At 69.0% G+C, this 21,673-nt stretch carries 23 protein-coding genes; 10 read left to right on the forward strand and 13 right to left on the reverse strand.

Annotated elements, in window-relative coordinates:
• Positions 1 to 41 precede the first annotated feature (41 nt).
• The 13 genes from HUW46_RS31625 to HUW46_RS31685 all read right to left on the reverse strand — a co-directional run bounded on the left by HUW46_RS31625 (position 42) and on the right by HUW46_RS31685 (position 13,933).
• Positions 42 to 620: a hypothetical protein gene (locus HUW46_RS31625; protein ID WP_254125076.1), complete on the reverse strand. Its 579-nt coding sequence runs from the start codon at positions 618 to 620 to the stop codon at positions 42 to 44.
• Entirely contained in the window at positions 617 to 1,135 is a 519-nt protein-coding gene (locus HUW46_RS31630) for a hypothetical protein (protein ID WP_254125077.1), read from the reverse strand. Before HUW46_RS31630 ends, HUW46_RS31625 begins: the two co-directional genes overlap by 4 nt.
• On the reverse strand, positions 1,120 to 2,313 hold the full coding sequence (locus HUW46_RS31635) for an MCE family protein (protein ID WP_215542422.1): 1,194 nt from the start codon (positions 2,311 to 2,313) through the stop codon (positions 1,120 to 1,122). The genes HUW46_RS31630 and HUW46_RS31635 overlap by 16 nt, the downstream gene beginning before the upstream one ends.
• A complete protein-coding gene (locus HUW46_RS31640) occupies positions 2,310 to 3,392 on the reverse strand; it encodes an MCE family protein (protein WP_215542423.1) in 1,083 nt (360 codons plus the stop codon). Before HUW46_RS31640 ends, HUW46_RS31635 begins: the two co-directional genes overlap by 4 nt.
• Entirely contained in the window at positions 3,389 to 4,309 is a 921-nt protein-coding gene (locus HUW46_RS31645; protein ID WP_442860997.1) for an MCE family protein, read from the reverse strand. The genes HUW46_RS31640 and HUW46_RS31645 overlap by 4 nt, the downstream gene beginning before the upstream one ends.
• Before the next feature lie 77 nt (positions 4,310 to 4,386).
• The gene (locus HUW46_RS31650) at positions 4,387 to 5,373 is read right to left on the reverse strand and encodes an MCE family protein (RefSeq protein ID WP_215542425.1); all 987 of its coding nucleotides are present in this window, start codon (positions 5,371 to 5,373) and stop codon (positions 4,387 to 4,389) included.
• Positions 5,370 to 6,371, reverse strand: a complete 1,002-nt coding sequence (locus HUW46_RS31655; RefSeq protein ID WP_215542426.1) for an MCE family protein — start codon at positions 6,369 to 6,371, stop codon at positions 5,370 to 5,372. Before HUW46_RS31655 ends, HUW46_RS31650 begins: the two co-directional genes overlap by 4 nt.
• Positions 6,368 to 7,636, reverse strand: a complete 1,269-nt coding sequence (locus HUW46_RS31660; protein ID WP_215542427.1) for an MCE family protein — start codon at positions 7,634 to 7,636, stop codon at positions 6,368 to 6,370. Before HUW46_RS31660 ends, HUW46_RS31655 begins: the two co-directional genes overlap by 4 nt.
• Positions 7,633 to 8,475, reverse strand: coding sequence for an MlaE family ABC transporter permease (locus HUW46_RS31665; RefSeq protein ID WP_215542428.1), 843 nt, complete (start codon positions 8,473 to 8,475; stop codon positions 7,633 to 7,635). The genes HUW46_RS31660 and HUW46_RS31665 overlap by 4 nt, the downstream gene beginning before the upstream one ends.
• Positions 8,476 to 8,481: 6 nt before the next feature.
• Complete coding sequence (locus tag HUW46_RS31670) at positions 8,482 to 9,279, reverse strand: MlaE family ABC transporter permease (RefSeq protein ID WP_254125079.1); 798 nt, start codon at positions 9,277 to 9,279, stop codon at positions 8,482 to 8,484.
• 242 nt (positions 9,280 to 9,521) lie between these two features.
• Entirely contained in the window at positions 9,522 to 10,520 is a 999-nt protein-coding gene (locus HUW46_RS31675) for an LLM class flavin-dependent oxidoreductase (protein ID WP_215542430.1), read from the reverse strand.
• Between the two features lie 64 nt (positions 10,521 to 10,584).
• Positions 10,585 to 11,514: a glutamate ABC transporter substrate-binding protein gene (locus tag HUW46_RS31680; RefSeq protein WP_215542431.1), complete on the reverse strand. Its 930-nt coding sequence runs from the start codon at positions 11,512 to 11,514 to the stop codon at positions 10,585 to 10,587.
• A 289-nt stretch (positions 11,515 to 11,803) separates the two neighbouring features.
• Positions 11,804 to 13,933, reverse strand: a complete 2,130-nt coding sequence (locus tag HUW46_RS31685; RefSeq protein ID WP_215542432.1) for a HelD family protein — start codon at positions 13,931 to 13,933, stop codon at positions 11,804 to 11,806.
• Between the two features lie 329 nt (positions 13,934 to 14,262).
• Between HUW46_RS31685 and rsmD the strand changes: the two genes are divergently transcribed.
• From rsmD to HUW46_RS31735, 10 genes are all read left to right on the forward strand, one after another.
• The gene (rsmD, locus tag HUW46_RS31690) at positions 14,263 to 14,826 is read left to right on the forward strand and encodes a 16S rRNA (guanine(966)-N(2))-methyltransferase RsmD (protein WP_215542433.1); all 564 of its coding nucleotides are present in this window, start codon (positions 14,263 to 14,265) and stop codon (positions 14,824 to 14,826) included.
• Between the two features lie 37 nt (positions 14,827 to 14,863).
• Entirely contained in the window at positions 14,864 to 15,346 is a 483-nt protein-coding gene (coaD, locus tag HUW46_RS31695; RefSeq protein ID WP_215542434.1) for a pantetheine-phosphate adenylyltransferase, read from the forward strand.
• A 492-nt stretch (positions 15,347 to 15,838) separates the two neighbouring features.
• The gene (locus tag HUW46_RS31700) at positions 15,839 to 16,558 is read left to right on the forward strand and encodes a ribonuclease domain-containing protein (protein ID WP_215542435.1); all 720 of its coding nucleotides are present in this window, start codon (positions 15,839 to 15,841) and stop codon (positions 16,556 to 16,558) included.
• Positions 16,559 to 16,693: 135 nt separating this feature from the next.
• The gene (locus tag HUW46_RS31705; RefSeq protein ID WP_215542436.1) at positions 16,694 to 17,416 is read left to right on the forward strand and encodes a DivIVA domain-containing protein; all 723 of its coding nucleotides are present in this window, start codon (positions 16,694 to 16,696) and stop codon (positions 17,414 to 17,416) included.
• Between the two features lie 78 nt (positions 17,417 to 17,494).
• Positions 17,495 to 18,088, forward strand: coding sequence for a YceD family protein (locus HUW46_RS31710; RefSeq protein WP_215542437.1), 594 nt, complete (start codon positions 17,495 to 17,497; stop codon positions 18,086 to 18,088).
• A gap of 59 nt (positions 18,089 to 18,147) precedes the next feature.
• On the forward strand, positions 18,148 to 18,330 hold the full coding sequence (gene rpmF / locus HUW46_RS31715) for a 50S ribosomal protein L32 (RefSeq protein ID WP_215542438.1): 183 nt from the start codon (positions 18,148 to 18,150) through the stop codon (positions 18,328 to 18,330).
• A 14-nt stretch (positions 18,331 to 18,344) separates the two neighbouring features.
• Positions 18,345 to 19,100: a ribonuclease III gene (rnc, locus tag HUW46_RS31720; RefSeq protein ID WP_215542439.1), complete on the forward strand. Its 756-nt coding sequence runs from the start codon at positions 18,345 to 18,347 to the stop codon at positions 19,098 to 19,100.
• Between the two features lie 6 nt (positions 19,101 to 19,106).
• Positions 19,107 to 19,967, forward strand: coding sequence for a bifunctional DNA-formamidopyrimidine glycosylase/DNA-(apurinic or apyrimidinic site) lyase (gene mutM / locus HUW46_RS31725; protein WP_215542440.1), 861 nt, complete (start codon positions 19,107 to 19,109; stop codon positions 19,965 to 19,967).
• 102 nt (positions 19,968 to 20,069) lie between these two features.
• Positions 20,070 to 20,393 carry a PadR family transcriptional regulator gene (locus tag HUW46_RS31730; RefSeq protein ID WP_215542441.1) on the forward strand — a complete coding sequence of 108 codons (324 nt, stop codon included), beginning with the start codon at positions 20,070 to 20,072 and terminating at the stop codon, positions 20,391 to 20,393.
• Positions 20,390 to 21,664, forward strand: a complete 1,275-nt coding sequence (locus tag HUW46_RS31735; protein ID WP_215542442.1) for a DUF1700 domain-containing protein — start codon at positions 20,390 to 20,392, stop codon at positions 21,662 to 21,664. Before HUW46_RS31730 ends, HUW46_RS31735 begins: the two co-directional genes overlap by 4 nt.
• Positions 21,665 to 21,673 lie beyond the last annotated feature (9 nt).

Genomic DNA, 21,673 nt, shown 5'->3' on the forward strand with positions numbered 1-21,673 from the left:
CTTTCGGGGAGCGGAGCGGGCAAAATGCCAGGCAATTCGTGCTACCTCGGCACGAGATCGGTGATCACCCACGACGATCCGGCGCGTTCCAAGGTCACCGAAAGCTGCGAAGCCGCCGCTTCCGCGGAACCCTTGTCGGCCCTGGTCGCCGATTGGTCGAGAAACGCGAGCACGCGCGCGCGGTCACCGGTCAGCGAGGACACCGCGGATTCCACGACGCGGGAGGTGAGCACGAGCTTCTGCTGCGGGGCCAGTTCGCGCACGCGGGCGAAGAGCTGGTTGTAGGCGTCGAGCGCCTTGCCGCGCAACACCTCCTTCGCGGCCTGCTCGGTGACGCCGGTCTTGTCGTAGGAGTAGGAGAAGATCTTGTTGAGCGAGTTCGTCGCGGCGGCACTGACCTCTGCCGTCGTCGCGGCATCGAGCTGTGCCGTGTTGTCGGAGCCTTCGACGGTCTTCGCGGCGTGCGCCTCGACGAGGACCCAGCCGCCCGCGCCCGCGAGCACGAGCGCCACGGCGACGAGCAGTGCGGGCAGCTTCGGCAGCCGTGCCCACCACGAACGGGGCTCGTCCGCGATCGCCGTGTCGACCGGCTCGACCTCGACTTCGGTTTGCGTGCTCATGCCGCCCCCACCGGGATCGGGTCGAGCGCGCTGAGCTTCCAGCCGGCCGGGGTCCTGGTCAGCGCGACGGCGAACCGGTTGCGGTTGGTCGTCGGCGCCGTCCCGTCCTTCGCCACGGAGATCTCGACGGAGGCCAGCATCCGCGCGGTCCCGCTGTCCTTGTCGAGTTCGCTCACCGCGGCGTCGAGCACCTTGCCGGTGGCCACCCCGCCGTTGCCAGCCAGTGTCTTCTTGGTGGCTTCGTCGGTGGTGGCGAGCCGGTCGCGCAGCGCGCCGGTGGACTGCTCCAGCCACCTCGCGATGCCGCGGTCGACGTCGTGGTAGTCCAAAGTGGTCAGTTCGGCGATCTGGGTCCGCCCGGTTTCCAGCACCGCGGCCCGTGTCCTGGCGTAGTCGAGCCCGTTGTCCGTTCCCGCGTCGAACCAGGACCAACCCGCCCAGCCCGCGAATCCCGCGGCCGCCACGACGGCCGCGACCGCCGCGTAGAGCGGCCGCTTCGTCACTTCTTCAGCCACAGCATCTCCTCCAACGTCTTCGACACCCGCAGCGGCGGCCCGAGCAAACCGGAGCCGGGGACCGTCGCAGGTGGGACGCCGCCCTTCGGCGCGTTCTGCGCGCCGCGGACGAGGCTCGGGTCGCCGTGCGGCAGTGCGCACTTCGCGTTCAGGTTGAACGGGGCCGGCGATGTGTCGTACGGGCTGCGCCGTTGCGTCCCGCCATAGCCGGAGGTGCAGGGCGGCGGGTCGGCCCAGGTGAGCACGATGGACAGGTGCCCGGTGTCGTGCGAGATCGCGTTCGTCAGCTTGTCGACGGCCTGCGGCGTGAACGAGAACAGCTGCTCCAACCCGTTCATCCTGGTGTGGACCAGGTTCGAGGTGGTGAGCAGGTTGGCCAGCAGCACCGACAGCCCGGGGTTGGTGTCGCGCAGCAGCCCGGTGAGCTGGGTCGCGGCCTCGGGTGCGGCACCGATGAGCTTGCGCAGGTCGCCGTCCGACTTCGCCAGCTCGGCGGCGAACTTCTTCGCGTTGGAGCTGAAGGAACGCCACTCACCGGACGAGTCGACCTGCGTGCTCAGCACGGTCCTGCCGTCGTCGAGCAGCGAGGTCGTCTGCGGTAGGTGCTGCGACGCGGTCTTCGTGAACTCCGATGCCGAGTCGATCAGCTTCTGGAGATCGCCGCCGGTTCCGGTGAACGCGGTGCCCAGCTCGTCGACGACCGTGCGCAGCGAACCGGTCGGCACCGAGCCGGTGAACGCGCTGAGGTTGCCGAGCAGCGTCTGCACGGGCAGCGGGACCGCGGTCGACTCCTTCGGGATCGTCGCGCCGTCGGTGAGGAACGGCCCGTCACCGGTGCGGGGCTGCAGATCGACGTACTGCTCGCCGACCGCGGACCGGTTCGCCACCACGGCGCGCGAGTTCACCGGGATGTCCGGTGCCGACGAGTCGATGAGGAGATCGGCTTCCATCCCGGCGTCGGTGAGCCGGAGTTCGCCGACCCTGCCGACCGCCACCCCGCGGTAGGTGACCTCGCCGTTGGTGAACACCCCGCCGCCTTCGGCGAGTTCGAGCTTGACCACGTAGCCGCCGCCGAACGCCCTGCCGAGCCCGGCGTACTTGGCACCGATGAAGGCGACCACGACGAGCGCGATCACCACGAACGCGATCACCTGCACCCGCACCTTGACGCTGATCATCGGCGGCCCCCGTCGATCTTCTCGACCGGTCCCGAGGCGGGCAGCGGCAGCGCGGCCGGGTCGGGCGGCTGGACGATGACGCCGGCCCCCGGTGCCATCCGCACGAACATGTTGAGGTAGTCGCCCTTGTTCGCGGTGAGCACCTCGTCGGTGAACGGGAAGGTGGGCAGGATTTCCAGCGCCCTGGCCAGTTTCCCGTCCTCGCTCGCCCTCGCGAGCCGGTCGAGGATCGGGGACAACGCGGTCAGGTCGGCGATCATGTCGTCCTTGCTCCGGTTGATCGTGTCGACCGCGACGCCGGAGAGCTGGTCGAGCGACTGGAGCATGGTGACCAACGCGGTGCGCTGGTCCGAAAGGGACTTCAGGCCCGGCGTCAGGTCCGTGAGGGCGCCGGAAACCTGCTGCTGCCGGTTGGCCAGCGTGGTGGACAGCTTGTTGAGCCCGTCGAGCGCGGCGGTGATGTCACCGCGGTGGGCGTCCAAATCGGACACCAGCTTGTCGGTACCGGCCAGGAACGACCTGATCTCGCTCTCGTTGCCCTTGAGCACCTTGGTCAGCTCGCGGTTGATCGTCTGGAGCTGCCCGATCCCGCCGCCGTTGAGCAGCAAGGAAAGGGCACCGAAGATCTCCTCGACCTCGGGGTTGCGGTTGGTGCGCGAAACCGGGACCACCGCGCCGTCGGCGAGCTTTCCTTCGCCACCGGAGTCCGGCGGCGCCAGCTCGACGAACTTCTCACCGAGCAAGCTCGACTGGCGCAGCCTCGCGACGGCGTTGGCGGGAAGGGAAACCCCGCCGTTCACCGCGACGACGGCCTGCGCGGTCCACCCGTCCGCGCCGAGCCCGATCGATTCGACCCGGCCGACCGCGACGTCGTTGACCTTGACCGCGGCCTGCGGCACCAGGTCGAGCACGTCGGCGAACTGCACGGTGACCCGGTAGGCGTGGTCGCCGAGATCGGCGCCACCGGGCAGCGGGAGGTCGTAGACGCCACCGAACTCACCGGACGAGTCCGACGAACACCCGGTGACCGCGCCGAGGCACAGCACGGCCGCGACGGCGGCGGCGATCCCGCGCCTCACTTCGTCCCTCCGGGCACCGCGGAAAACGGGTAGAACTCCGGGATCACGGTCCTGCCCTGCAACGTGCCGGTCTTCGGGTCGAAGGCGTTGAGCACGTTGGACACCGCCAGCGGCAGCGAATCCAGCGCCTCGCCGAGCGAGGCTCGTTTGTCCACAAGGGTCTGGGTCGTCCGCGCGAGATTGTCCACATTGGTCTTGATCAGCGCGCGGTTCTTCCTGATGAAGTCCTGGACGTCGGCGAGCGCGCCGCCGAGGGTGGTGAGCGCGCCGGAAAGCTCCTTCCGGTCCGCGGACAGGGTTTCCAGCACGGTGGTCAGCTGCTTGTTCACCCCGCGCACCTTGTCGTCGTCGCCTGCCAGCATGCCGGTGAACTTCTGCAGCTCGTCCACCGTGCCGAACAGATCGTCCTTCGACCCGGCGAGCGTCTTCGCGAGATCGGCGAAGTTGCGCACCGTGTCGTTGAGCGCCTTGCCGTTGCCGCCGAGGTTCGCCGCGCCGGTGTCGAGCAGCTCGCTCAGCGCCCCGTTCGCGTTGGCCCCCTTGGGGCCGAGCGATTCGGTGAGCGTGTTGAGGCTCGCGTACAGTTCGTCCAGCTCGACGGGGGTGGCCGTGCGGTTGACCGGAATCACCGCGCCGTCGGGCAGCACCGGGCCGCGCAGCGCCGGTTTCGAGAACTGCACGTACCGGTCCGCGACCACGCTCGGCGCGACGACGAGCACGTTCGCCGAGTCCGATACGGACACGCCTGCGTCGATGGTCATCGCGACCTCGACCTGTTCCCCGCGCGGGGTGACGCTGTCGACCTGGCCGATCCTGACCCCGAGCAGCCGCACGTCCGATCCACTGTAGACACCGACCGCCCTGGTGAAGTACGCGGTGACGTGCCGGTCGCCGGTGCCGGAGAACAACCACCACATGCCGCCGATCACGACGAGCGCCAGCACGATCGCGAGGGTGACCAGCCTGGTGACCCGCAGCCCGAATCTCGTGTCGGTCACCGTCCGCCTCCCTTCGGCGGCGCGCACGGCGCGCGGTTGTCCGGGACGAGACCGCACACGTAGCTGTCGATCCAGTGACCCGAGCCGCCGATGTTGGTGACCACGCGGAAGTACGGCCCGGCGACGGTCAGCGCGTGGTCGAGATCTTCGTTGTGCCGCCGCAGGATCCCGGTGACGCTGCTGAGCTTCCCCAACGCCCGTTCCAGCTGCCCGGTGTTGTCCGCGACCAGTCCGGACAGCTGCTTGCCGAGGTCCTGCGCACCGACCAGCAGCGCATGGATCGCGTCGCGCCGGTTGGCCAGCTCGGTCAGCAGGAGGTTGCCGTCGCCGAGGAGCTTGTCGAAGTCACCGCTCGAATTCGCGAGCGTGCCGCTGATCTTGCGCGCGCTCGCGAGCAGTTCGGCGAGCTGGTCGTCCCGCGACGCGATCGTCTTCGACAGCGCGGAAAGCCCGGTGAGCGCGAGTTTGACGTGTTCCGGCGAATCCTTGAAGGTGTCGGAGATGCTGCGGAAGCTTTGCGCGAGCTGGGCGGTGTCGATCGAGCCGACCGTGTTCGCCAGCCCGTTGAACGCCTCGGTGACGTCGTAGGGCGTGACCGTGCGGGTGCGCGGGATCGCCGCCGCCGGGTCCTGCTCGGTGTCGCCGAGCGGGCGCAGCGCGAGGAACTTGCGGCCGAGCAGGGTCTTGATCTTGATCTCGGCCGAGGTCTTGTCGCCGAGCCACGCGCCGGAGACCCGGAACCTGACCACCACGTGGTCGTCGGCGAGATCGACGGCGCTCACCTCGCCGACCTTGATCCCGGCGATCCTGACCTCGTCGTCCGGCTGCAGGCCCGCCGCTTCGCCGAATTCCGCGGCGTAGCTCGTGCCCGAGCCGACGAGCGGCAGGTCCTGCCAGTAGAAGGTGCCGGTCACCACGGCGGCGAGCACCACGCTGCCGACCGCGCCGATCGTGATCGGGTTGCGCTCCTTGAACGATTTCATCGCCTGCACCTCGCCGCGTCGCTGATCACCGACTGCTGCGGTGTCGAGGTGAGCACGGCCTGGCACAGGAAGAAGTTCGTCCACGAGCCGTACGAGCTGGCCTTCCCGACCGTTTCGAGCTTCTGCGGGAGCAGGGTCAGGAACTTCTCCACCGCGCCGGAGGACTTGTCGAGCTGGTCCGAAAGCGCGCCGAGCCCGGTGATCGTGCCCTTCAGCGGCGGCCGCGCGCCGGAGAGCAGCCCCGCGGTGGCGGTGGAAAGGTCGGCGATGCCCTGGACGGAATCGCCGATCGCGACGCGGTCACCGGCCAGCCCCGACACCAGCTCGCGCAGTGTCGTGATCAAAGTGGACAGTGCGTCACCCTTGTCGTTGATGTTCTTCAGCACCGAGTTGAGATTCGTGATCACGTTGCCGATGACCTTGTCCCGGCCGGCCAAAGTGGACGTCAGCGAACCGGTGTGCGCGAGCAGGCTTTCCACCGTGCCGCCCTCGCCCTGCAGCACCTGGACGATCTCACCGGAGAGCTGGTTGACGTCGGTCGGGGACAGCGCTTGGAAGAGCGGCTTGAACCCGTTGAACAGGTCGGTCAGGTCGAGTGCGGGCGTGGTGCGCTCGATCGGGATCTCCGCACCGGGGGCGAGCGTTCCGTTCGCGCCCTTGCCGCGTTCGAGCGCGACGTAGCGCTGGCCGACCAGGTTGCGGTACTTGATCACCGCGGTCACGTCCGCGGGCAGTTTTCGCCCGTGGTCCACCGAAAACGTCACGTGCGCGAGGTGCTGGTCGACGATGTCCAGCGCCTCGACCTGGCCGACCCGCACCCCGGAGATCCGCACGTCGTCGCCGACCACGAGCGCGGTGGCGTCGGTGAACCGCGCGCCGTAGGAGTCGGTCTGGCCGATCCCGGTGTTGTTGATGGACAGTGCCAGCACGACCGTGGCCAGCCCGGTGACCAGGACGAACACGATCGCCTTGACCAGCGCGCCGGTGATGTTCCTCATTTCAGGGTCACCTCCGTCCCGCGGTAGAGCGGTCCGATGAGGACACTGCCCCAGGCCGGGACGTCCGAAGTGGGCACTCCGATCGACGGCGCCACGAGTGAGGCGAGGAGTTCGCGCTCCTGCGGCGAATTCGCGAGCCCAAGCCCGTCGGCGGTCGTGGCGCCGAGCGGGTGCGCGGAACCGCCCGCGACGGTGGCGCGCTCGGTCGGGGTGACCCCGCCCGGGTAGCACTTCGGGCCGCCGCCCGCGGTGTACGCCGGATCGTCCTTGCCCGGCACGTACTTCCCGCGCGACTGGGTCACGATCGCGTCGACGTGCATGCCGGGTTCGTCGGTGCCCTTGCCGAGCACCTTGTCCATTTCGGGCACGAGCGCGGCCATCGCGGTGAAGGTGCAGGGAAAACTAGGGGAGTAGCGCGCGGTCAGTTCGAGCGGCGCCCTGCCCGACGCGGACAACCGGATGATGGTGTCCTTGTTCTGCTTGAGGAACGTGGTGATGTCCTGTGCGGACGTGGTGACCTTGCCGTACAGCGAATCGAGCTGGGTGCGCTGGTCCTTGACCGTGTTCAGCGTGACCGCGCTCGAGGTGAGCGCGTCGAGGAGATCCGGCGCGATGTCGCCGTACAGGTCGCTCACCTTGGCGAGATCGCGGATGTTCGCGTTCAGCTCGGGCAGGTTCGGGGTGAACCGCTCCAGGTAGTCGGCGGCGGTGGTGAGGGTGTCGCCGATCTGGGTGCCGCGGTTCTGCAGCGCGGTGGACACCGCGGTCAGCGTGGTCGCGAGCTTCTGCGGCTGCACCGCCTTCAGCACCGGCAGCAGATCGTCGAACACGCGCTCCAGTTCGATCGCGTTCGCCGAGCGGTCCTGCCCGATCACGTCACCGGCCGCCAGCGGCGCCTGCCGCCCGGTGTCCGGAATAGACAGTTGGACGTAGCGCTCGCCGAACAGTGTCTTCGGCACCAGCAGCGCCGAGACGTTCTTGGGCAGGCGCGCGAGCTTGCCGGGTTCGAGCGCGAGGTCGATCTCCGCGCCGTCGCCGGTGCCCCTGATCGCGCGCACCTCGCCGACCACCACGCCGCGCGCCTTGACCTCGGAGGTCACGTGCAGCTGGTTGCCGATCCGGTCCGTGCGCAGGGTGACCGGCACCGAGGACTCGAAGTCCTTGTCGTAGATCTTTATCGACAAGGTGATCAGCAACCCGATCACGACCAGGAAGACGACCCCGGCACTACGCCGGACCCCCTTGCGCTCCGCCAGCCCCGTCATCCGGCCACCTTCACCGTCGTGGTGGCGCCCCAGATCGCGAGGCTGAGGAAGAAGTCGAGCAGGCTGATCGACACGATCGCGGTGCGCACGCCGCGGCCAACGGCCACACCGACCCCGGCGGGCCCGCCGCTCGCGCGGAACCCGTAGAAGCAGTGCGCCAGCACCACGACCACGCTGAACACCAGCACCTTCCCGAACGACCACAGCACGTCGATCGGGGGCAGGAACAACTGGAAGTAGTGGTCGTAGGTGCCTGCCGACTGGCCGAACGCCCACACGGTGATCTGGCGCGAAGCGACGTAGGAGGTGAGCAGGCCGATCGCGTACAACGGGATCACCGCGACGAACCCGGCGATGATCCGGGTGGTCACCAGGTACGGCACGCTCGGCACGCCCATCACTTCCAGCGCGTCGATCTCCTCGGAGATCCGCATCGCGCCGAGCTGCGCGGTGAACCCGCAGCCGACCGTCGCCGAAAGCGCGAGCCCGGCGACGAGCGGCGCGATCTCCCTGGTGTTGAAGTAGGCCGAGACGAACCCCGCGAACGCCGACGTGCCGACCTGGTTCAGCGCGGAATAACCCTGCAGGCCCACCACGGATCCGGTGAACACGCTCATCCCGACCATCACGCCGATCGTGCCGCCGATGACCGCGAGCGCACCGCTGCCGAAGCTGACCTCGGCGAGCAGCCGGACGATCTCCTTGCCGTAGCGGGAAAGCGCACGGGGTATCCAGCCCAACGCCCTGAGCGCGAAGAAGATCTGGTCGCCGAGCGTGTCGAGGAAGCCGAACCGGCGGTCCACCGCCTGGCGCACGCGCTGCTGGGTGTTCGTCACCATCGCGCGTCACATCCCCTTCGGCGGCACCAGCTGCACGTACAGCGCGCTGATCACGAGGTTGAGCAGGAACAGCAGCAGGAACGTGATGACGACGGACTGGTTCACCGCGTCGCCGACGCCCTTCGGCCCGCCGCGCGGGTTCAGCCCGCGGTAGGAGGCGACGACCGCGGCTACGAACCCGAACACGACCGCCTTCAGTTCGCTGACCCACAGATCGGGAAGCTGGGCGAGCGCGGAGAAGCTCGCGAGGTAGGCACCGGGGGTGCCGCCCTGCATGATCACGTTGAAGAAGTAGCCGCCCAGCACGCCGACGACGCTGACCATGCCGTTGAGGAAGGCCGCCACGCCCATCGCGGCGAGCACCCTCGGCACGATGAGCCGCTGGATGGGGGAGACGCCGAGCACCTCCATCGCGTCGATCTCCTCGCGGATGGTGCGGGAACCGAGGTCGGCGCACATCGCCGAACCGCCCGCGCCCGCGATGAGCAGCGCGGTGACGATCGGGCTCGCCTGCTGGATGATCGCGAGCACGCTCGCCGCGCCGGTGAACGACTGCGCGCCGATCTGGGTGGTCAGCGAGCCGAGGTGCAGCGCGATCACCGCGCCGAACGGGATGGCGACCAGCGCGGTCGGCAGGATCGAGACGCTGGCGATGAACCAGAACTGCCCGACCAGCTCGCGGAACTGGAACGGCCGCTTGACCAGGCAGCGCAGCACGTCGAGGCCGAGCGCGTAGAGGCGCCCGGTCTGCCGGAGCGCGGCCGCGCCGGGCAGCGCCCTCGTCCTTCCCGACGGAACCGCCACGTCACCTCCCGGATCGCCCGTGTGCAGCATCGATTACCGGGTTCGACGCATTCTTTGGGCCATTCGGAGGAATGGCTGACGTAGGCCCCGGTAGTTAGCGTGCGACGCTATTACTGGTCGGTACGCTAACTTCGGGCCTGGTCAGACGGCAAGCGGCCGTGCTTTTCTTGCGTAGTTGTGACAATTTTGCCGGTGGTCGCTGTCGGAACCGACAAACAATTCCGGCGGTTTCGGGAAACCGCTCAGCCGGCCAGTTCGGCCACCAGTTCGTAGGAGCGGACGCGGTCGGCGTGCCCGTGCACCATCGTGGTCACCATGACCTCGTCGGCGCCGGTGTCCGAGACCAGCCGGTCCAGTCCCTTGTGGACGGTCTCGGGCGAGCCGACGATGTTGCTCGACATGCGCTCGGCGATGAAGGCCTCGTCGATCTCGGTGTACGGGTAGTCGGCCGCCTCCTGCGGGGTCGGCAGCGGGATCGGCCTGCCGCGGCGCAGGCTCAGGAACGACAGCGCGCTCGGCGCGGCGAGCCAGCGCGCCTTCTCGTCCGTCTCGGCGCACACCACCGAGGCCCCGAGCATCACGTACGGCTCGTCGAGGACGGCCGACGGCCGGAAGGAGTCCCGGTACAACTGCAGCGCGGGCTCGGTGTTCTCGGCGCTGAAGTGGTGGGCGAAGGCGAACGGCAGTCCGAGCATCCCGGCGAGCTGGGCGCTGAACCCGCTCGACCCGAGCAACCAGAACGGCGGCTTGTTGCCCTCGGCGGGCACGGCGCGCACCGCGCGCCCCTCCTCCGGCTCGAAGTAGGCCATCAGCTCGGTGAGCTGCTGGGGGAAGGCATCCGCCGACAGTGCGGCCCCGGAGCCGCGGAGCGCGATCGCGGTGCGCTGGTCCGTGCCGGGCGCGCGCCCGATGCCGAGGTCGATCCGGCCGGGATGGAACGCCTCGAGCATGCCGAACTGCTCCGCCACGATGATCGGCGCGTGGTTCGGCAGCATGATCCCGCCGGAGCCGACCCTGATCTTCTCGGTCGCGGTCGCCACGTGCCCGATCAGCACCGCCGTCGCCGAGCTGGCGATCCCTGGCATGTTGTGGTGCTCGGCCACCCAGTAGCGGTGGTACCCGAGCCGCTCGGCGTTGCGGGCGAGGTCGATGGTGTTGCGCAGCGCGGCGCCGGCGTCGGAACCGCTCTCGACGGGCGAGAGGTCGAGCACGGACAGGCGCACGTCAGGCAGAGAAGTCACGTCAACGTGCAACGCGTGGCACGCCGAGAACCTTCCCGGCGTGCCGCGCGGGTCACACCGCGGGTCAGGAACCCGGCACGGATCCGATCGCGGGCGGCGCGGGCGCGTCCCCGAGCACGACCGTGCCGAGCGACTTCTTCCACGCCGCCTGCCACAGCCCGTTGTCCTCGATCTTCTTCAGCCAGGTGTTGATGAACTTCTTGAACGAGGTGTCGCCGTGCTTGATGCCGATTCCGTACGGCTCGTTCGTGAACGAGCTGTCGACCACCTGGATCTTCTTGTTGAGCTGCGCCGCGCCCGCGAGCACGGTCAGGTCGTGCACGTAGGCGTCGGCGGTGCCCTGTTCGAGCGCCGAGACGCACTCCGCGCCGGTGTTGTAGGTGGTGAGCTTCGCGTTGGGCGCCTGCGCCTGCACGGCGGCGGCGCTCGTGGTGTTGCTGACCGCGCACACCTTCTTGCCGGCGAGATCGGATGGCTTGCTGATGTTCTTCGTGGTTTTGAGCGTGGCGATGGCCTGCCCCGACGTCAGATAGGGCCCCGCGAAACTGACCTGCTCCGCTCGCTTTTCGGTGATCGTGTAAATGCGGATCACGACATCCACGGTGTTGATCTTCAATAGCGTTTCCCTGATCTCGGGGGTCAGGGAAGTGATCTTGGTATTGGGAGTACCCATGATGTATTTGGCAAGCATCTTGCCCAATGTCGCGTCGAAACCCTCGGTTTGTCCCGTGGTCGGGTTCTGCTGCGAGAGCAGGGGCATGTTGAGATCGCCGCCGACGATGAGCTGCCCGCGCTTCTTGATCGCCGCCGCCGTCGAACTCTGCGCGACTTCTTCGTCGCTGGCCACGGGTGCCTGGTCGATGAGGTCCGGTTGCAGCGCCATCTGGTGCGCCGCGGGGCCGGCGGTCTGCGGGTTCCCGCAGGCCGCGAGGGAGGTGGCCGCCGCCACCGCCGCCGTGGCCGCCGCCAGCAGGCGTCGCGTGCGCGACCTCATCTGCACCACTCCATTCCTTTCGGCATGCCCCTATCGCATGTGGTGAATGAACCGAACCCCTCAATTCGTTTGTCGTGCATTGAAACCCGTAGGGGAGAATTAGTAAACACCGGAGCGGAAATCAGGTTACCCGGCCGCGGTGAGGAATAAACTAACTGTGCGCCTACATAGGAATAGACTAACTCAAAGATACGATCAATTACGGCCCGATAAAGGAAATGTGGCCGGGAAATCGGTTACTCGCTGCACGGGGTCCCGATGCGGTCACCCCGTGCGGTCGGGCTCGCGGTCACCGCGCCGACGGCAGCCAGTCCGGGTCGGAGGCCAGCACGGTCAACTGCTGCGTCGCCCGTGTCAATGCGACGTAGAGCACACGCCGCCCCGTCGTCGATTCCGTGACGAGGTCCATCGGCTCCACCAGAACCACCGCGTCGTACTCGAGGCCCTTGGAATCCAGGCTGCCGACGACCTTGAGCCGCTCGTCGGCGTGCCCGGAAAGCCAGCCGGACACCTCGTCGACCCGGTCCATCGCGGTGATCACGCCGACGGTGCCCTCGACCGCGGCGAGCAGTTCCTTCGCCGCGGCCTGCGTTTCGTGCTCCAGCGCCGCGACGTCCACGGACCGCACCTCCGGGGTCAGCCCCGTCGTCCGCACCGCCTTCGGCAGCTCGTCCGCACCGGCCTGCCCCACCACGACCTTCGCCGCGAGGTCGAAGATCTCCGCCGAGTTCCGGTAGTTCGTGCGCAGCGTGTAGCGCCGCCGCGCGGTCCGCGCGCCGAACGCCTGGTCCCGCGCCTGCGCGGCCTCGGCGGGGTCCGGCCACGAGCTCTGCACCGGGTCGCCGACCACGGTCCAGCTCGCGTACTTCCCGCGCCTGCCGACCATCCGCCACTGCATCGGCGAGAGGTCCTGCGACTCGTCCACCACGATGTGCGAGTACTCGTCGTAGTGCTCGGGGCGCTGCGGCCCGGTGCCGGTGCTCCCGCGCGGCGTCGGCTCCGCCTCCAGGTCCACCGGGCGGTGCCTGCGCTTCGGCGGCGGGCCAGCCAGCACCCGCAGTTCGTCGAGCAGCGCCACGTCCGCCACCGACCAGCCGTGCGAACGGTCCGCCATGGACGCCGCCAGCATGCTGATCTCGTCGCGGTTCAGCAGTTGCTTCCCGGCACGCGCGAGCCGCTTCTCGTCGGCGAGCCAGCGCAGCACCTCGCCCGGGTACAGGATCGGCCACCACACCACGAGGAACCGGTGGAAGTCGATCCGCTCGCCGAGATCGGTGATCAGCTCGGCCCGGTCGATCGTCTTGCCGTCCGCGGTCGCGTACTCCTCCGCCTTGTCGGCGAGCGCGTCGAGCAGGGTCTCCGCCGCGCGGACCCGCGACCGGTTCGGCGGCCCGCCGTGCGTGTGCACCTTGCGTCGGACCTTCTCCAGCTCCTTCGCGGACAGCTTGAGCACCTCGCCCTTGTAGACGATGCGCATCTCGCCGGGAACGTCGGGCGGGGTGTCCCGCAGCGCGCGCAGGAGCACCTTCCGCATCCGCAGCGACCCCTTGATCGCGGCCAGCGGCGCCGGGTCCTGGTGGCTCCCGTCGGCGCCGTCGAGCAGTTCGCCGAGCGCGCGAAGCTCCACATTGGTCTCACCCATCGACGGCAGCACGCGGGAGATGTAGCTCGTGAACACCCCGGACGGCCCGACGACAAGCACTCCGGCGCCGCCGAGCTGACGCCGGTGGCGGTAGAGCAGGTACGCGGCGCGGTGCAGCGCGACGGCGGTCTTCCCGGTGCCGGGCCCGCCGGTGATCTCGGTGACCCCGCGCCACGGCGCCCTGATCACCTCGTCCTGCTCGCGCTGGATGGTGGCGACGATGTCGCGCATCTTCTCGCCGCGCGACCGGCCGAGCGCGGCCATCAGCGCGCCCTCGCCGACGATCGGCATGCCGTCGGGCACCGCGTCCGCGATGAGCACGTCGTCGTCCACATCGAGCACGTTCTGCCCCGAGCAGCGGATCACGCGGCGGCGCACCACGTTCATCGGCTCCTCGGCGGTGGCCTGGTAGAAAGCGGCCGCGGCCGGTGCGCGCCAGTCGGTGACCAGGTTGTCGAACTCGGCGTCCCTGATCCCGAGGCGTCCCACGTAGACGGTCTCGGCGTCGACGTGGTCGAGCCTACCGAACACGAGCCCCTCGTATTCGGCGTCGAGCGTCTGGAGCGTCTGGTTCGCGTGGAACACCATCATGTCGCGTTCGAACAACATCGACGCCTGCTCGAAAACGGCTTCGCGCTGGGCACCGTGGCCGATCTCGTAGCCCTTCGCCCGCATGGCCTCCGCCTGCGTGCGGAGCTCCGCGAGCCGGGTGTAGACGCGATCGACGTGGTGCTGTTCGACAGCGATCTCGGCCCGCCTGACCCGAGGTTCCGACAACTCTGTGCTCCTAGCAGCTCTAAAACCCGAAGGGGAAGAACGACTCTACCCTCTATCGCGCGTCAGAATTCGCGCTGCCGGGGGCGCGATACTTGAGGTGAGTCACTGTGAAGTGGCGGGGCGCCCCCGCCATCGCGAATTCAGGGAGCCTAGCGGCTCCGCGCGCGACTTGAACGCTCCCCGGCGCGCTGCGCGCACCGGCTCGCGGTGGATGGTTGGCCTGGCAATGGCCGCGCCTTCGGCGCGGACCTCGCGGCACTCGGGAGGTAGGCGGGCGTCGGGGCGGGTGCGCGGGTACGGGTGCGGTCGCGGGAGAGACAATTCACTCCATGACCAGGATCGTCGCGGGGGTTGCGGGCGGGCGTCGGCTGAAGGTGCCGCCGAAGGGGACGCGGCCGACGTCCGAACGGGTGCGCGAGGCGTTGTTCGGGTCGCTGGAGACCGCGGGGGAGCTGGACGGCGCGAAGGTGCTCGACCTGTACGCGGGTTCCGGCGCGCTCGGGCTGGAGGCCCTTTCGCGCGGCGCGGCGGAGGCCTACTTCGTCGAGGCGGACCGGGGGGCGGCCGAACTGCTCCGCGCCAACGTCGGCGGTGTCGGTCTCGGCGGGACGGTGCGGCACGGACGGGTGGAATCGGTCGTGGCCGAACCGGCGCCGGTGGCTTTCGACCTGGTGCTCGCCGATCCGCCGTACGCCGTCGACGCGGCGGCGCTCGGTTCGGTGCTCGCGTCGTTGTCGTCGGGTGGGTGGGTCGCCGAGAACGCGCTCGTGATCGTGGAGCGCGCGATGCGGGACGGCGACCCCGACTGGCCGGAGCCGTACCGGCCGCTGCGGACGAAGAAGTACGGGGACACCGGGATCTTCCGCGCGGAGCATGTGACCGACCTATCTTGATCGTGTGGCCGTGCACGCGGCTTGGTAGCGTCCGCGCATGCGGCGTGCGGTCTGTCCCGGCTCCTACGACCCGGCGACCAACGGACATCTCGACATCATCGAGCGGGCTTCGCGGCTCTTCGACGAGGTGGTCGTGACGGTCATGATCAACAAGAGCAAGAAGGGCCTGTTCTCGATCGAGGAACGGATGGAGCTGCTGCGGGACACCACCGCTTCGCTGCCCAACGTCCGCGTCGATTCCTGGCAGGGCCTGCTCGTCGACTACTGCCGGGCCAACGGCATCGCGGCCATCGCGAAGGGCCTGCGCTCGGTGAGCGACTTCGACTACGAACTGCAGATGGCGCAGATGAACCGCGAGCTGTCCGGCGTGGAAACGCTGCTCATGCCGAACAACCCGGTGTACGGCTTCCTGTCCAGCTCGCTGGTGAAGGAGGTCGCCACCTACGGCGGCGACGTCACCAACCTGGTCCCGCAGCTCGTGCTGGAGCGCCTGAAGGAAAAGCTCCCCGCACTGGGGTGACCCTCACGCGCTTCCTGCTCGCCTCGCCGCGTAACGCCCCCAAGGCCACCTTCGGGGCCTCTAGCGTCACGATCTCGGCCCTCGCGGCAGGCAGTCATCGCGGGCAGCCTGCCGCCCCCGGCGCCCCCGTCCCCGAAGGTCACCCTCGGGGTCCTCAACGCCGCAAACTCCCCCCTCGCAACAACTCCTCGCGGCTCGCGGGCCGCTCCGCGCGGCCTGCGGCAGGCCTCTCGGGCGCCCCGAAGGTGACCTTCGGGGAATTGAGCGCCCCGAATGTCACCTTCGGGGCATCGCCCGCCGCGCCCGCGAAGCTGCGAGGGCCGAGATCGCGACGCTAGGCGCCCCGAGGGTGGCCTTCGGGGAACACGGCGCCCGCAGCCCGCAGTTCTGTTGACCCGAACGGACGCGGCCATAAGTAGGGATTTCCGCCGGTCGCTCGAGAGTTCACGCGACGGTCTCCCGACGATCACTTGATCGGGTTACGGTCCGAAAATGACTAACCAACGATCCCGCGTAGTCGGTGTACTGCTTGCGTTCGTCGTCACCCTGTTGAGTGGTATCGGCATCGCCACGACCGCATCGGCGAGCGCTCCCGCGACCGGAGCCGTGGCCATCGCCGCGCCGGGCTGCGGCGACACGTCCAGCTACAAGAAGACCCCGCTGTCGACGCTGCCCGCCGAGGCGGGCCAGACCTACGACCTGATCAAGAAGGGCGGCCCGTTCCCCTACCCTGGCAAGGACGGCTCGGTCTTCACGAACAAGGAAGGCATCCTGCCCTCCTGCGCGAGCGACTACTACCACGAGTACACGGTGCCGACCCCCGGCAGCCCCGACCGCGGCGCGCGCCGCATCGTCACCGGCAGCGCGGGCGAGTTCTTCTACACCGGCGACCACTACAAGACCTTCTCGATCATCACGACCGACGGCGGCAACCCCACCCCGACGCCGAAGTGCGGTGACACCTCCGGCGTGGCCAAGGTGAAGCTGTCGACGCTGTCGGCGGAGGCCAAGGCCGCGGTCGAGAAGGCGAAGAGCGGCGCGGCGGGCACGGTCTACGAAAACCGCGAAGGCGTGCTCCCGAAGTGCGACGCCGGCTACTACCACCTCTACAACGCGGGTGACCAGGACCGCGTGATCTCCGGCAAGGGTGGCGAGATCTTCTACACCCCCGACCACTACGCGACGTTCAAGCTGGTCGACCTCGGCGGCTGACCGGGTGCCCCGGGTACGGCGGGCCGGGCGTGCGCAGGACACGCCCGGCTGAGCCCTCGTTCACCGTTTCGGGCTGCTGAACGGGCAAACTGGGCGGTAGCCAAATTCGGGGAACAGGCCAGCTAGGGAGTTGCCGTGTACCGGGTGTTCGAGGCTCTCGACGAGCTCGTCACGATCGTGGAAGAGGCTCGCGGCGTTCCGATGACGTCGAGCTGTGTGGTCCCGCGCGGCGACATGCTGGAACTGCTCGACGACGTGCGGGACGCGCTGCCGGGCGAAGTGGACGACGCGCAGGACGTGCTCGACAAGCGCGACGACCTGATCGGCAAGGCGCGCAGCGAGGCGGACAACACGGTCAGCGGGGCGAACGCGCAGGCCGAGCGGACCATTTCCGACGCGCAGGCCGAGGCCGAGCGCATCCTCGCCGACGCGCAGGCCCGCGCCGACCAGATGATGGCCGACGCCCACGACGAGGCCGAGCGCATGGTCGCCGGCGGGCAGGCCGAATACCAGAACCTCACCGAGCGCTCGCGCGCCGAGTCCGAGCGCATGATCCAGGCCGGGCGCGACGCGTACGACAGGGCGATCGAGGACGGCCGCAACGAGCAGGCGCGCCTGGTCGCGCAGACCGAGGTCGTGCAGGCCGCGCACGCGGAGTCGGCCAGGATCGTGGACGAGGCGCACGCCGAGGCGGACCGCCAGCGCGCTGACTGCGACGCCTACGTCGACGGCAAGCTCGCGGAGTTCTCCGAGCTGCTGGCCACCACGCTGCGCACCGTCGACTCCGGCCGCAACCACCTGCGGGCCCCGAGCCCGATGAGCGGTGGCCGCACCACCCTGTACGACTACCAGGCGTAGGGGACGCGTAGGCTGGTGAGGTTGCGCGCGGAGTCGCGCCCCGATTCAGCCACCACTATTCGCAGGTGCAGCCCGAAAATGCCTGAAGAAAAGCCCGCCGCGCATCTCGACGCGCGCGATCCCTGGGTGCTCGACACCCGCGAACTCGGCCGCCGCGCCGGGCTCAGCCGCGCGGTCCAGCGGACCGTGACGGTCGACGAGCCGCTCGGCGTGCCCGACGTCATCACCGTGCCCAAGGGCGCGGCGGTGAAGGTCGACCTGCTGCTCGAATCGGTGGTCGAGGGCGTGCTCGTGAGCGGGACCGCGGCGGCGCCGCTCGTCGGCGAGTGTTCGCGCTGCCTCGACCCCATCTCGGACGAGGTCGAGGTCGAGCTGACCGAACTGTTCGCCTACCCGGACTCGACCACCGACGAGACCACGGACGAGGACGAGGTCAGCCGCCTCGTCGAGGACAAGATCGACCTCCGCCCGCTGGTCCGCGACGCGGTGGTGCTGGCGCTGCCGCTGGTGCCGCTGTGCCGCGAAGACTGCGAGGGGCTGTGCTCCGAGTGCGGCGTGAAGTGGGCCGATCTCGAGCCCGGACACGGGCATGAGACGATAGACCCTCGGTGGGCCGCGCTGGTCGAACGTTTTGACGGCGATCAGCCGAACGGTCCCGAGAACCAAGCCTGACCCAGCAAGTTTGTACGCGCTCGCGCCAGCGGGCAGTTAGTCGATGAGGAGAACCAGCCGTGGCTGTCCCGAAGCGGAAGATGTCGCGATCCAACACGCGCGCCCGCCGTTCGCAGTGGAAGGCGGCTCCGGTGCAGCTGGTGCCCTGCTCGAACCGCGCCTGCAAGCAGCCGAAGCCGCAGCACGTCGCCTGCCCCAACTGCGGACAGTACGACGGCCGTCAGGTCGTCGAGCCCGCCTGAGGCGCGAGACGATAATGGGGGGTAAGTCGACAACGGGGCCCACGGCCGACCCGGCTACCCTGCTCGAAGCGCTCGGCGTCGAGATGGACGCCGAGCTGCTTCGGCTCGCGCTGACACATCGCTCGTACGCGTACGAGAACGGCGGCCTGCCGCCGAACGAGCGCCTCGAGTTCCTCGGTGACGCCGTGCTCAGCCTGGTGGTCACCGATCACCTGTACAACGAGCACCCCGACCTCCCCGAAGGTCAGCTCGCGAAGCTCAGGGCCAGCGTGGTGAACATGCACGCGCTCGCCGGGGTGGCCCGCGACCTCGGTGAGGGCGGGCTCGGCGCGCACCTGCTGCTCGGCAAGGGCGAGGAGCTCACCGGCGGCAGGGACAAGGCGAGCATCCTCGCCGACGGGCTCGAAGCCGTCATCGGCGCGGTCTACCTCGCGCACGGCATCGAAGGCGGCCGCACGCTGGTGCACCGGCTCTTCGACGGCCTGCTGGCCGAGGCTCCGCTGCGCGGTGCCGGGCTGGACTGGAAGACGAGCCTGCAGGAACTCACCGCGTCCTCCGGGCTCGGCGTCCCGGAGTACCGCGTCGAGGACACCGGGCCGGACCACCGCAAGGAGTTCAGCGCCACCGTGCTGGTCGGCGGGCGCGATCTCGGTCACGGCGACGGCACCACGAAGAAGGAAGCGGAGCAGAAGGCCGCGGAGACGGCATGGCGCTTCCTGACCAAGGAGATCGAGGCCGCGAAACCGGCCGCCGACCAGGAAACCCCTTAGCGCGGCATGCCGGAGCTTCCCGAGGTCGAGGTCGTTCGAGCCGGGCTCGAAGAGCACGTCGCCGGTCGCGTGATCAGCGAGGTCGAGGTCCTGCACCCGAGGGCGATCCGGCGGCACGTGCTCGGCGCCGCCGATTTCACCGGCAGGCTGGCCGGGGTCGAGATCGTGGCCGCGAGCCGTCGTGGCAAGTACCTGTGGCTGGAGCTGTCCAGCGGTGAGGCCGCGCTCGCGCATCTCGGTATGAGCGGCCAGATGCGGGTGCAGCCCGGCGGCGCGCCGGACGAGAAGCACCTCCGTGTCCGCGTGCGCTTCGACGACGACGGGCCCGAACTCCGGTTCGTCGACCAGCGGACGTTCGGCGGGCTCGCGCTCGACGACCTGGTCTCCGCAGACGGCTCCCGCGTCCCCGGCACGATCGCGCACATCGCGCGCGACCCGATGGACCCGCTGTTCGACCCGGCGGCCGCGGTCCGCGCGCTGCGGGCGCGCCGCACCGAGGTCAAACGGGCGCTGCTCGACCAGACGCTGGTTTCCGGCGTCGGTAACATCTACGCCGACGAAGCGCTGTGGCGGTCCAAACTGCACTGGTCGCGGCCGACCGAAAAACTCACGGCGGCGCAAGGGAAGAGCGTGCTCGCGGCGGCGACCGACGTGATGTCGGAGGCACTCGCCGCGGGCGGAACCTCCTTCGATGCCTTGTACGTCAACATAAACGGCCAGTCCGGCTACTTCGAGCGCTCGCTCGACGCGTACGGGCGGGGTGACGAGCCGTGCCGCCGCTGCGGCACCGCGATCGTCCGCGAGCCGTTCATGAACCGTTCGTCGTACTCCTGCCCGCGCTGCCAGCCGAGGCCGCGCCGCCGCTGAACGGTCCACTGAGGACAACACCGGTTCTGCCTCAGAGCCCAGTGCTGTCCGCACTACTGCGCATTGCGTGGTACTGTCCATCGTGTTCAACCAGGAGGCACCGTGGAGATCAGTCAACTGCTCAAGGGCGTGCTCGATCTCGCCGTCCTCGCGGTGCTCCGCGAGGACGACGGATACGGCTACGACGTGTTGCGAAGGCTCAGACAGGCGGGCCTCGACGAGGTGGGCGACGCGTCCGTGTACGGCACTTTGCGGCGGCTCTACAAAGGGGGCCTGCTCACGTCGTACGTGGTGCCGAGCGAAGAAGGGCCGCACCGCAAGTACTACAGCATGAACGAACTGGGGCGTCGGCGTCTCGCGGAGTCGGGGAACACGTGGCGGACGTTCGCGAAGACGATGGACAACCTGTTGGGAGAGGCATCATGACCACGCCGACCGCCGTGCGTGACTACCTGGCCAGGGTCCGCACCGCACTGGCCGACCTGCCGGACGCGGAGATCGAGGAGATCCTCGAAGACGTCCGGCCGCATCTGCAGGAGATCGCCGGGGAACTGGGCGAAGACGCCCGCGTCGACAGCATGATCGAACGGCTCGGCTCACCGGAGAGCTACGCCGCCGAGATCAGGGCCGCTGGCGACTACCCGGCGGCACCGGCGTCGCCGCCAAAGGCGGACGGGAAGAAGCTGTTCGGCAATCCGCGCCTCGTGCCGAGGATCGCGTTGTGGAGCTTGGCGGGTTCCGCGCTGTTCATCGCGGTGCTCGGCTTCGGCGTGGGGGTGTCGCGGCGCAGCGGCCTGCTGGGTTTCCTGGTGGTGCCCGGTATTTTCCTCGTCTTCGGCGCGGTGCACGTGGTGAAGCACGGGCTCGGCCCGGTCAAGGAACTGCCGGAAGTCCGCGCCGTGCTGGGATATTTGCGCTCGGAGGACAGGACCGAGCCCCAGCGCAAGGCGATGGCGTACGTGCGTTCGCTGCAGCCCGCGTGGTGGCTCGTGTGCACCGTCATCCTCGGTGTGCTCGGGGTGGTGCTGGTGCGCCGCTCGACGTTCGCGGTGCTGATACTGCTCGCGCTGGTCGTGCTCGGGGTGGTGGCGATCGTCGTGTCGCCGATGCTCGCGAAGGATCGGCGCTGGCTCTGGTACAGCCTGCCGGTGTCGGCGCTCGCGGCGGGCGCGGTGTTCGGCACGAGCGCGCACCTGGTGGATTCGTGGAGCTTCAGCGGCTCCGGTTACGGCTACAGTTCGACTTCGTACAACTCGAACCAGACACCGGACGGGAAGCCCGCGCTGTCCTACGGCACGGAAACGGTCGAGAACATCTACGCTTTCGACGCGCAGGGAAAGCCGCTGCGCGACGTCTACCTTTTCGACGAGAACGGCAGGCCGCTTTCACTGCCGCGCTATGCGTGTGAGCCGTCTTCGGGCGGTAAAGCCGCGCGGGGCAACGACAATGTGTACCCGCGTCCCCGGATCGACCAGGGCACGACGGACGACCGCGGCAACCGCAACGGCTACTACGGGTACCGCGCCTACTGCCAGGAGAACGCGGAAACCCCGTTCGCGGCGGCGCTGCCGAAGGTGCCGACGAGCAAGACGCCACCGTCCACAGTGTCCTCGACACCGGCTCCGCCACCAGCGACACCGGCCCCGCCGCCCGCGCCGTCGGAGCAGCCGAAGCCAAGCCCCGCGCCAACGCGCTGAGGGCAGCCG

The organism is Amycolatopsis sp. CA-230715 (assembly GCF_018736145.1).
In the GTDB taxonomy this organism is placed as follows: domain Bacteria; phylum Actinomycetota; class Actinomycetes; order Mycobacteriales; family Pseudonocardiaceae; genus Amycolatopsis.

Coding starts and splice junctions, on each gene's coding strand:
- HUW46_RS31635 (WP_215542422.1), bottom strand. CDS start 2,313: ATGATCAGCGTCAAGGTGCGGGTGCAGGTGATCGCGTTCGTGGTGATC.
- HUW46_RS31645 (WP_442860997.1), bottom strand. CDS start 4,309: ATGTGGTGGTTGTTCTCCGGCACCGGCGACCGGCACGTCACCGCGTAC.
- rnc (WP_215542439.1), top strand. CDS start 18,345: ATGGGGGGTAAGTCGACAACGGGGCCCACGGCCGACCCGGCTACCCTG.
- HUW46_RS31735 (WP_215542442.1), top strand. CDS start 20,390: ATGACCACGCCGACCGCCGTGCGTGACTACCTGGCCAGGGTCCGCACC.
- HUW46_RS31660 (WP_215542427.1), bottom strand. CDS start 7,636: ATGACGGGGCTGGCGGAGCGCAAGGGGGTCCGGCGTAGTGCCGGGGTC.
- coaD (WP_215542434.1), top strand. CDS start 14,864: ATGCGGCGTGCGGTCTGTCCCGGCTCCTACGACCCGGCGACCAACGGA.
- HUW46_RS31655 (WP_215542426.1), bottom strand. CDS start 6,371: ATGAGGAACATCACCGGCGCGCTGGTCAAGGCGATCGTGTTCGTCCTG.
- HUW46_RS31710 (WP_215542437.1), top strand. CDS start 17,495: ATGCCTGAAGAAAAGCCCGCCGCGCATCTCGACGCGCGCGATCCCTGG.
- HUW46_RS31680 (WP_215542431.1), bottom strand. CDS start 11,514: ATGAGGTCGCGCACGCGACGCCTGCTGGCGGCGGCCACGGCGGCGGTG.
- HUW46_RS31665 (WP_215542428.1), bottom strand. CDS start 8,475: ATGGTGACGAACACCCAGCAGCGCGTGCGCCAGGCGGTGGACCGCCGG.
- HUW46_RS31625 (WP_254125076.1), bottom strand. CDS start 620: ATGAGCACGCAAACCGAAGTCGAGGTCGAGCCGGTCGACACGGCGATC.
- HUW46_RS31700 (WP_215542435.1), top strand. CDS start 15,839: ATGACTAACCAACGATCCCGCGTAGTCGGTGTACTGCTTGCGTTCGTC.
- mutM (WP_215542440.1), top strand. CDS start 19,107: ATGCCGGAGCTTCCCGAGGTCGAGGTCGTTCGAGCCGGGCTCGAAGAG.
- rsmD (WP_215542433.1), top strand. CDS start 14,263: ATGACCAGGATCGTCGCGGGGGTTGCGGGCGGGCGTCGGCTGAAGGTG.
- HUW46_RS31650 (WP_215542425.1), bottom strand. CDS start 5,373: ATGAAATCGTTCAAGGAGCGCAACCCGATCACGATCGGCGCGGTCGGC.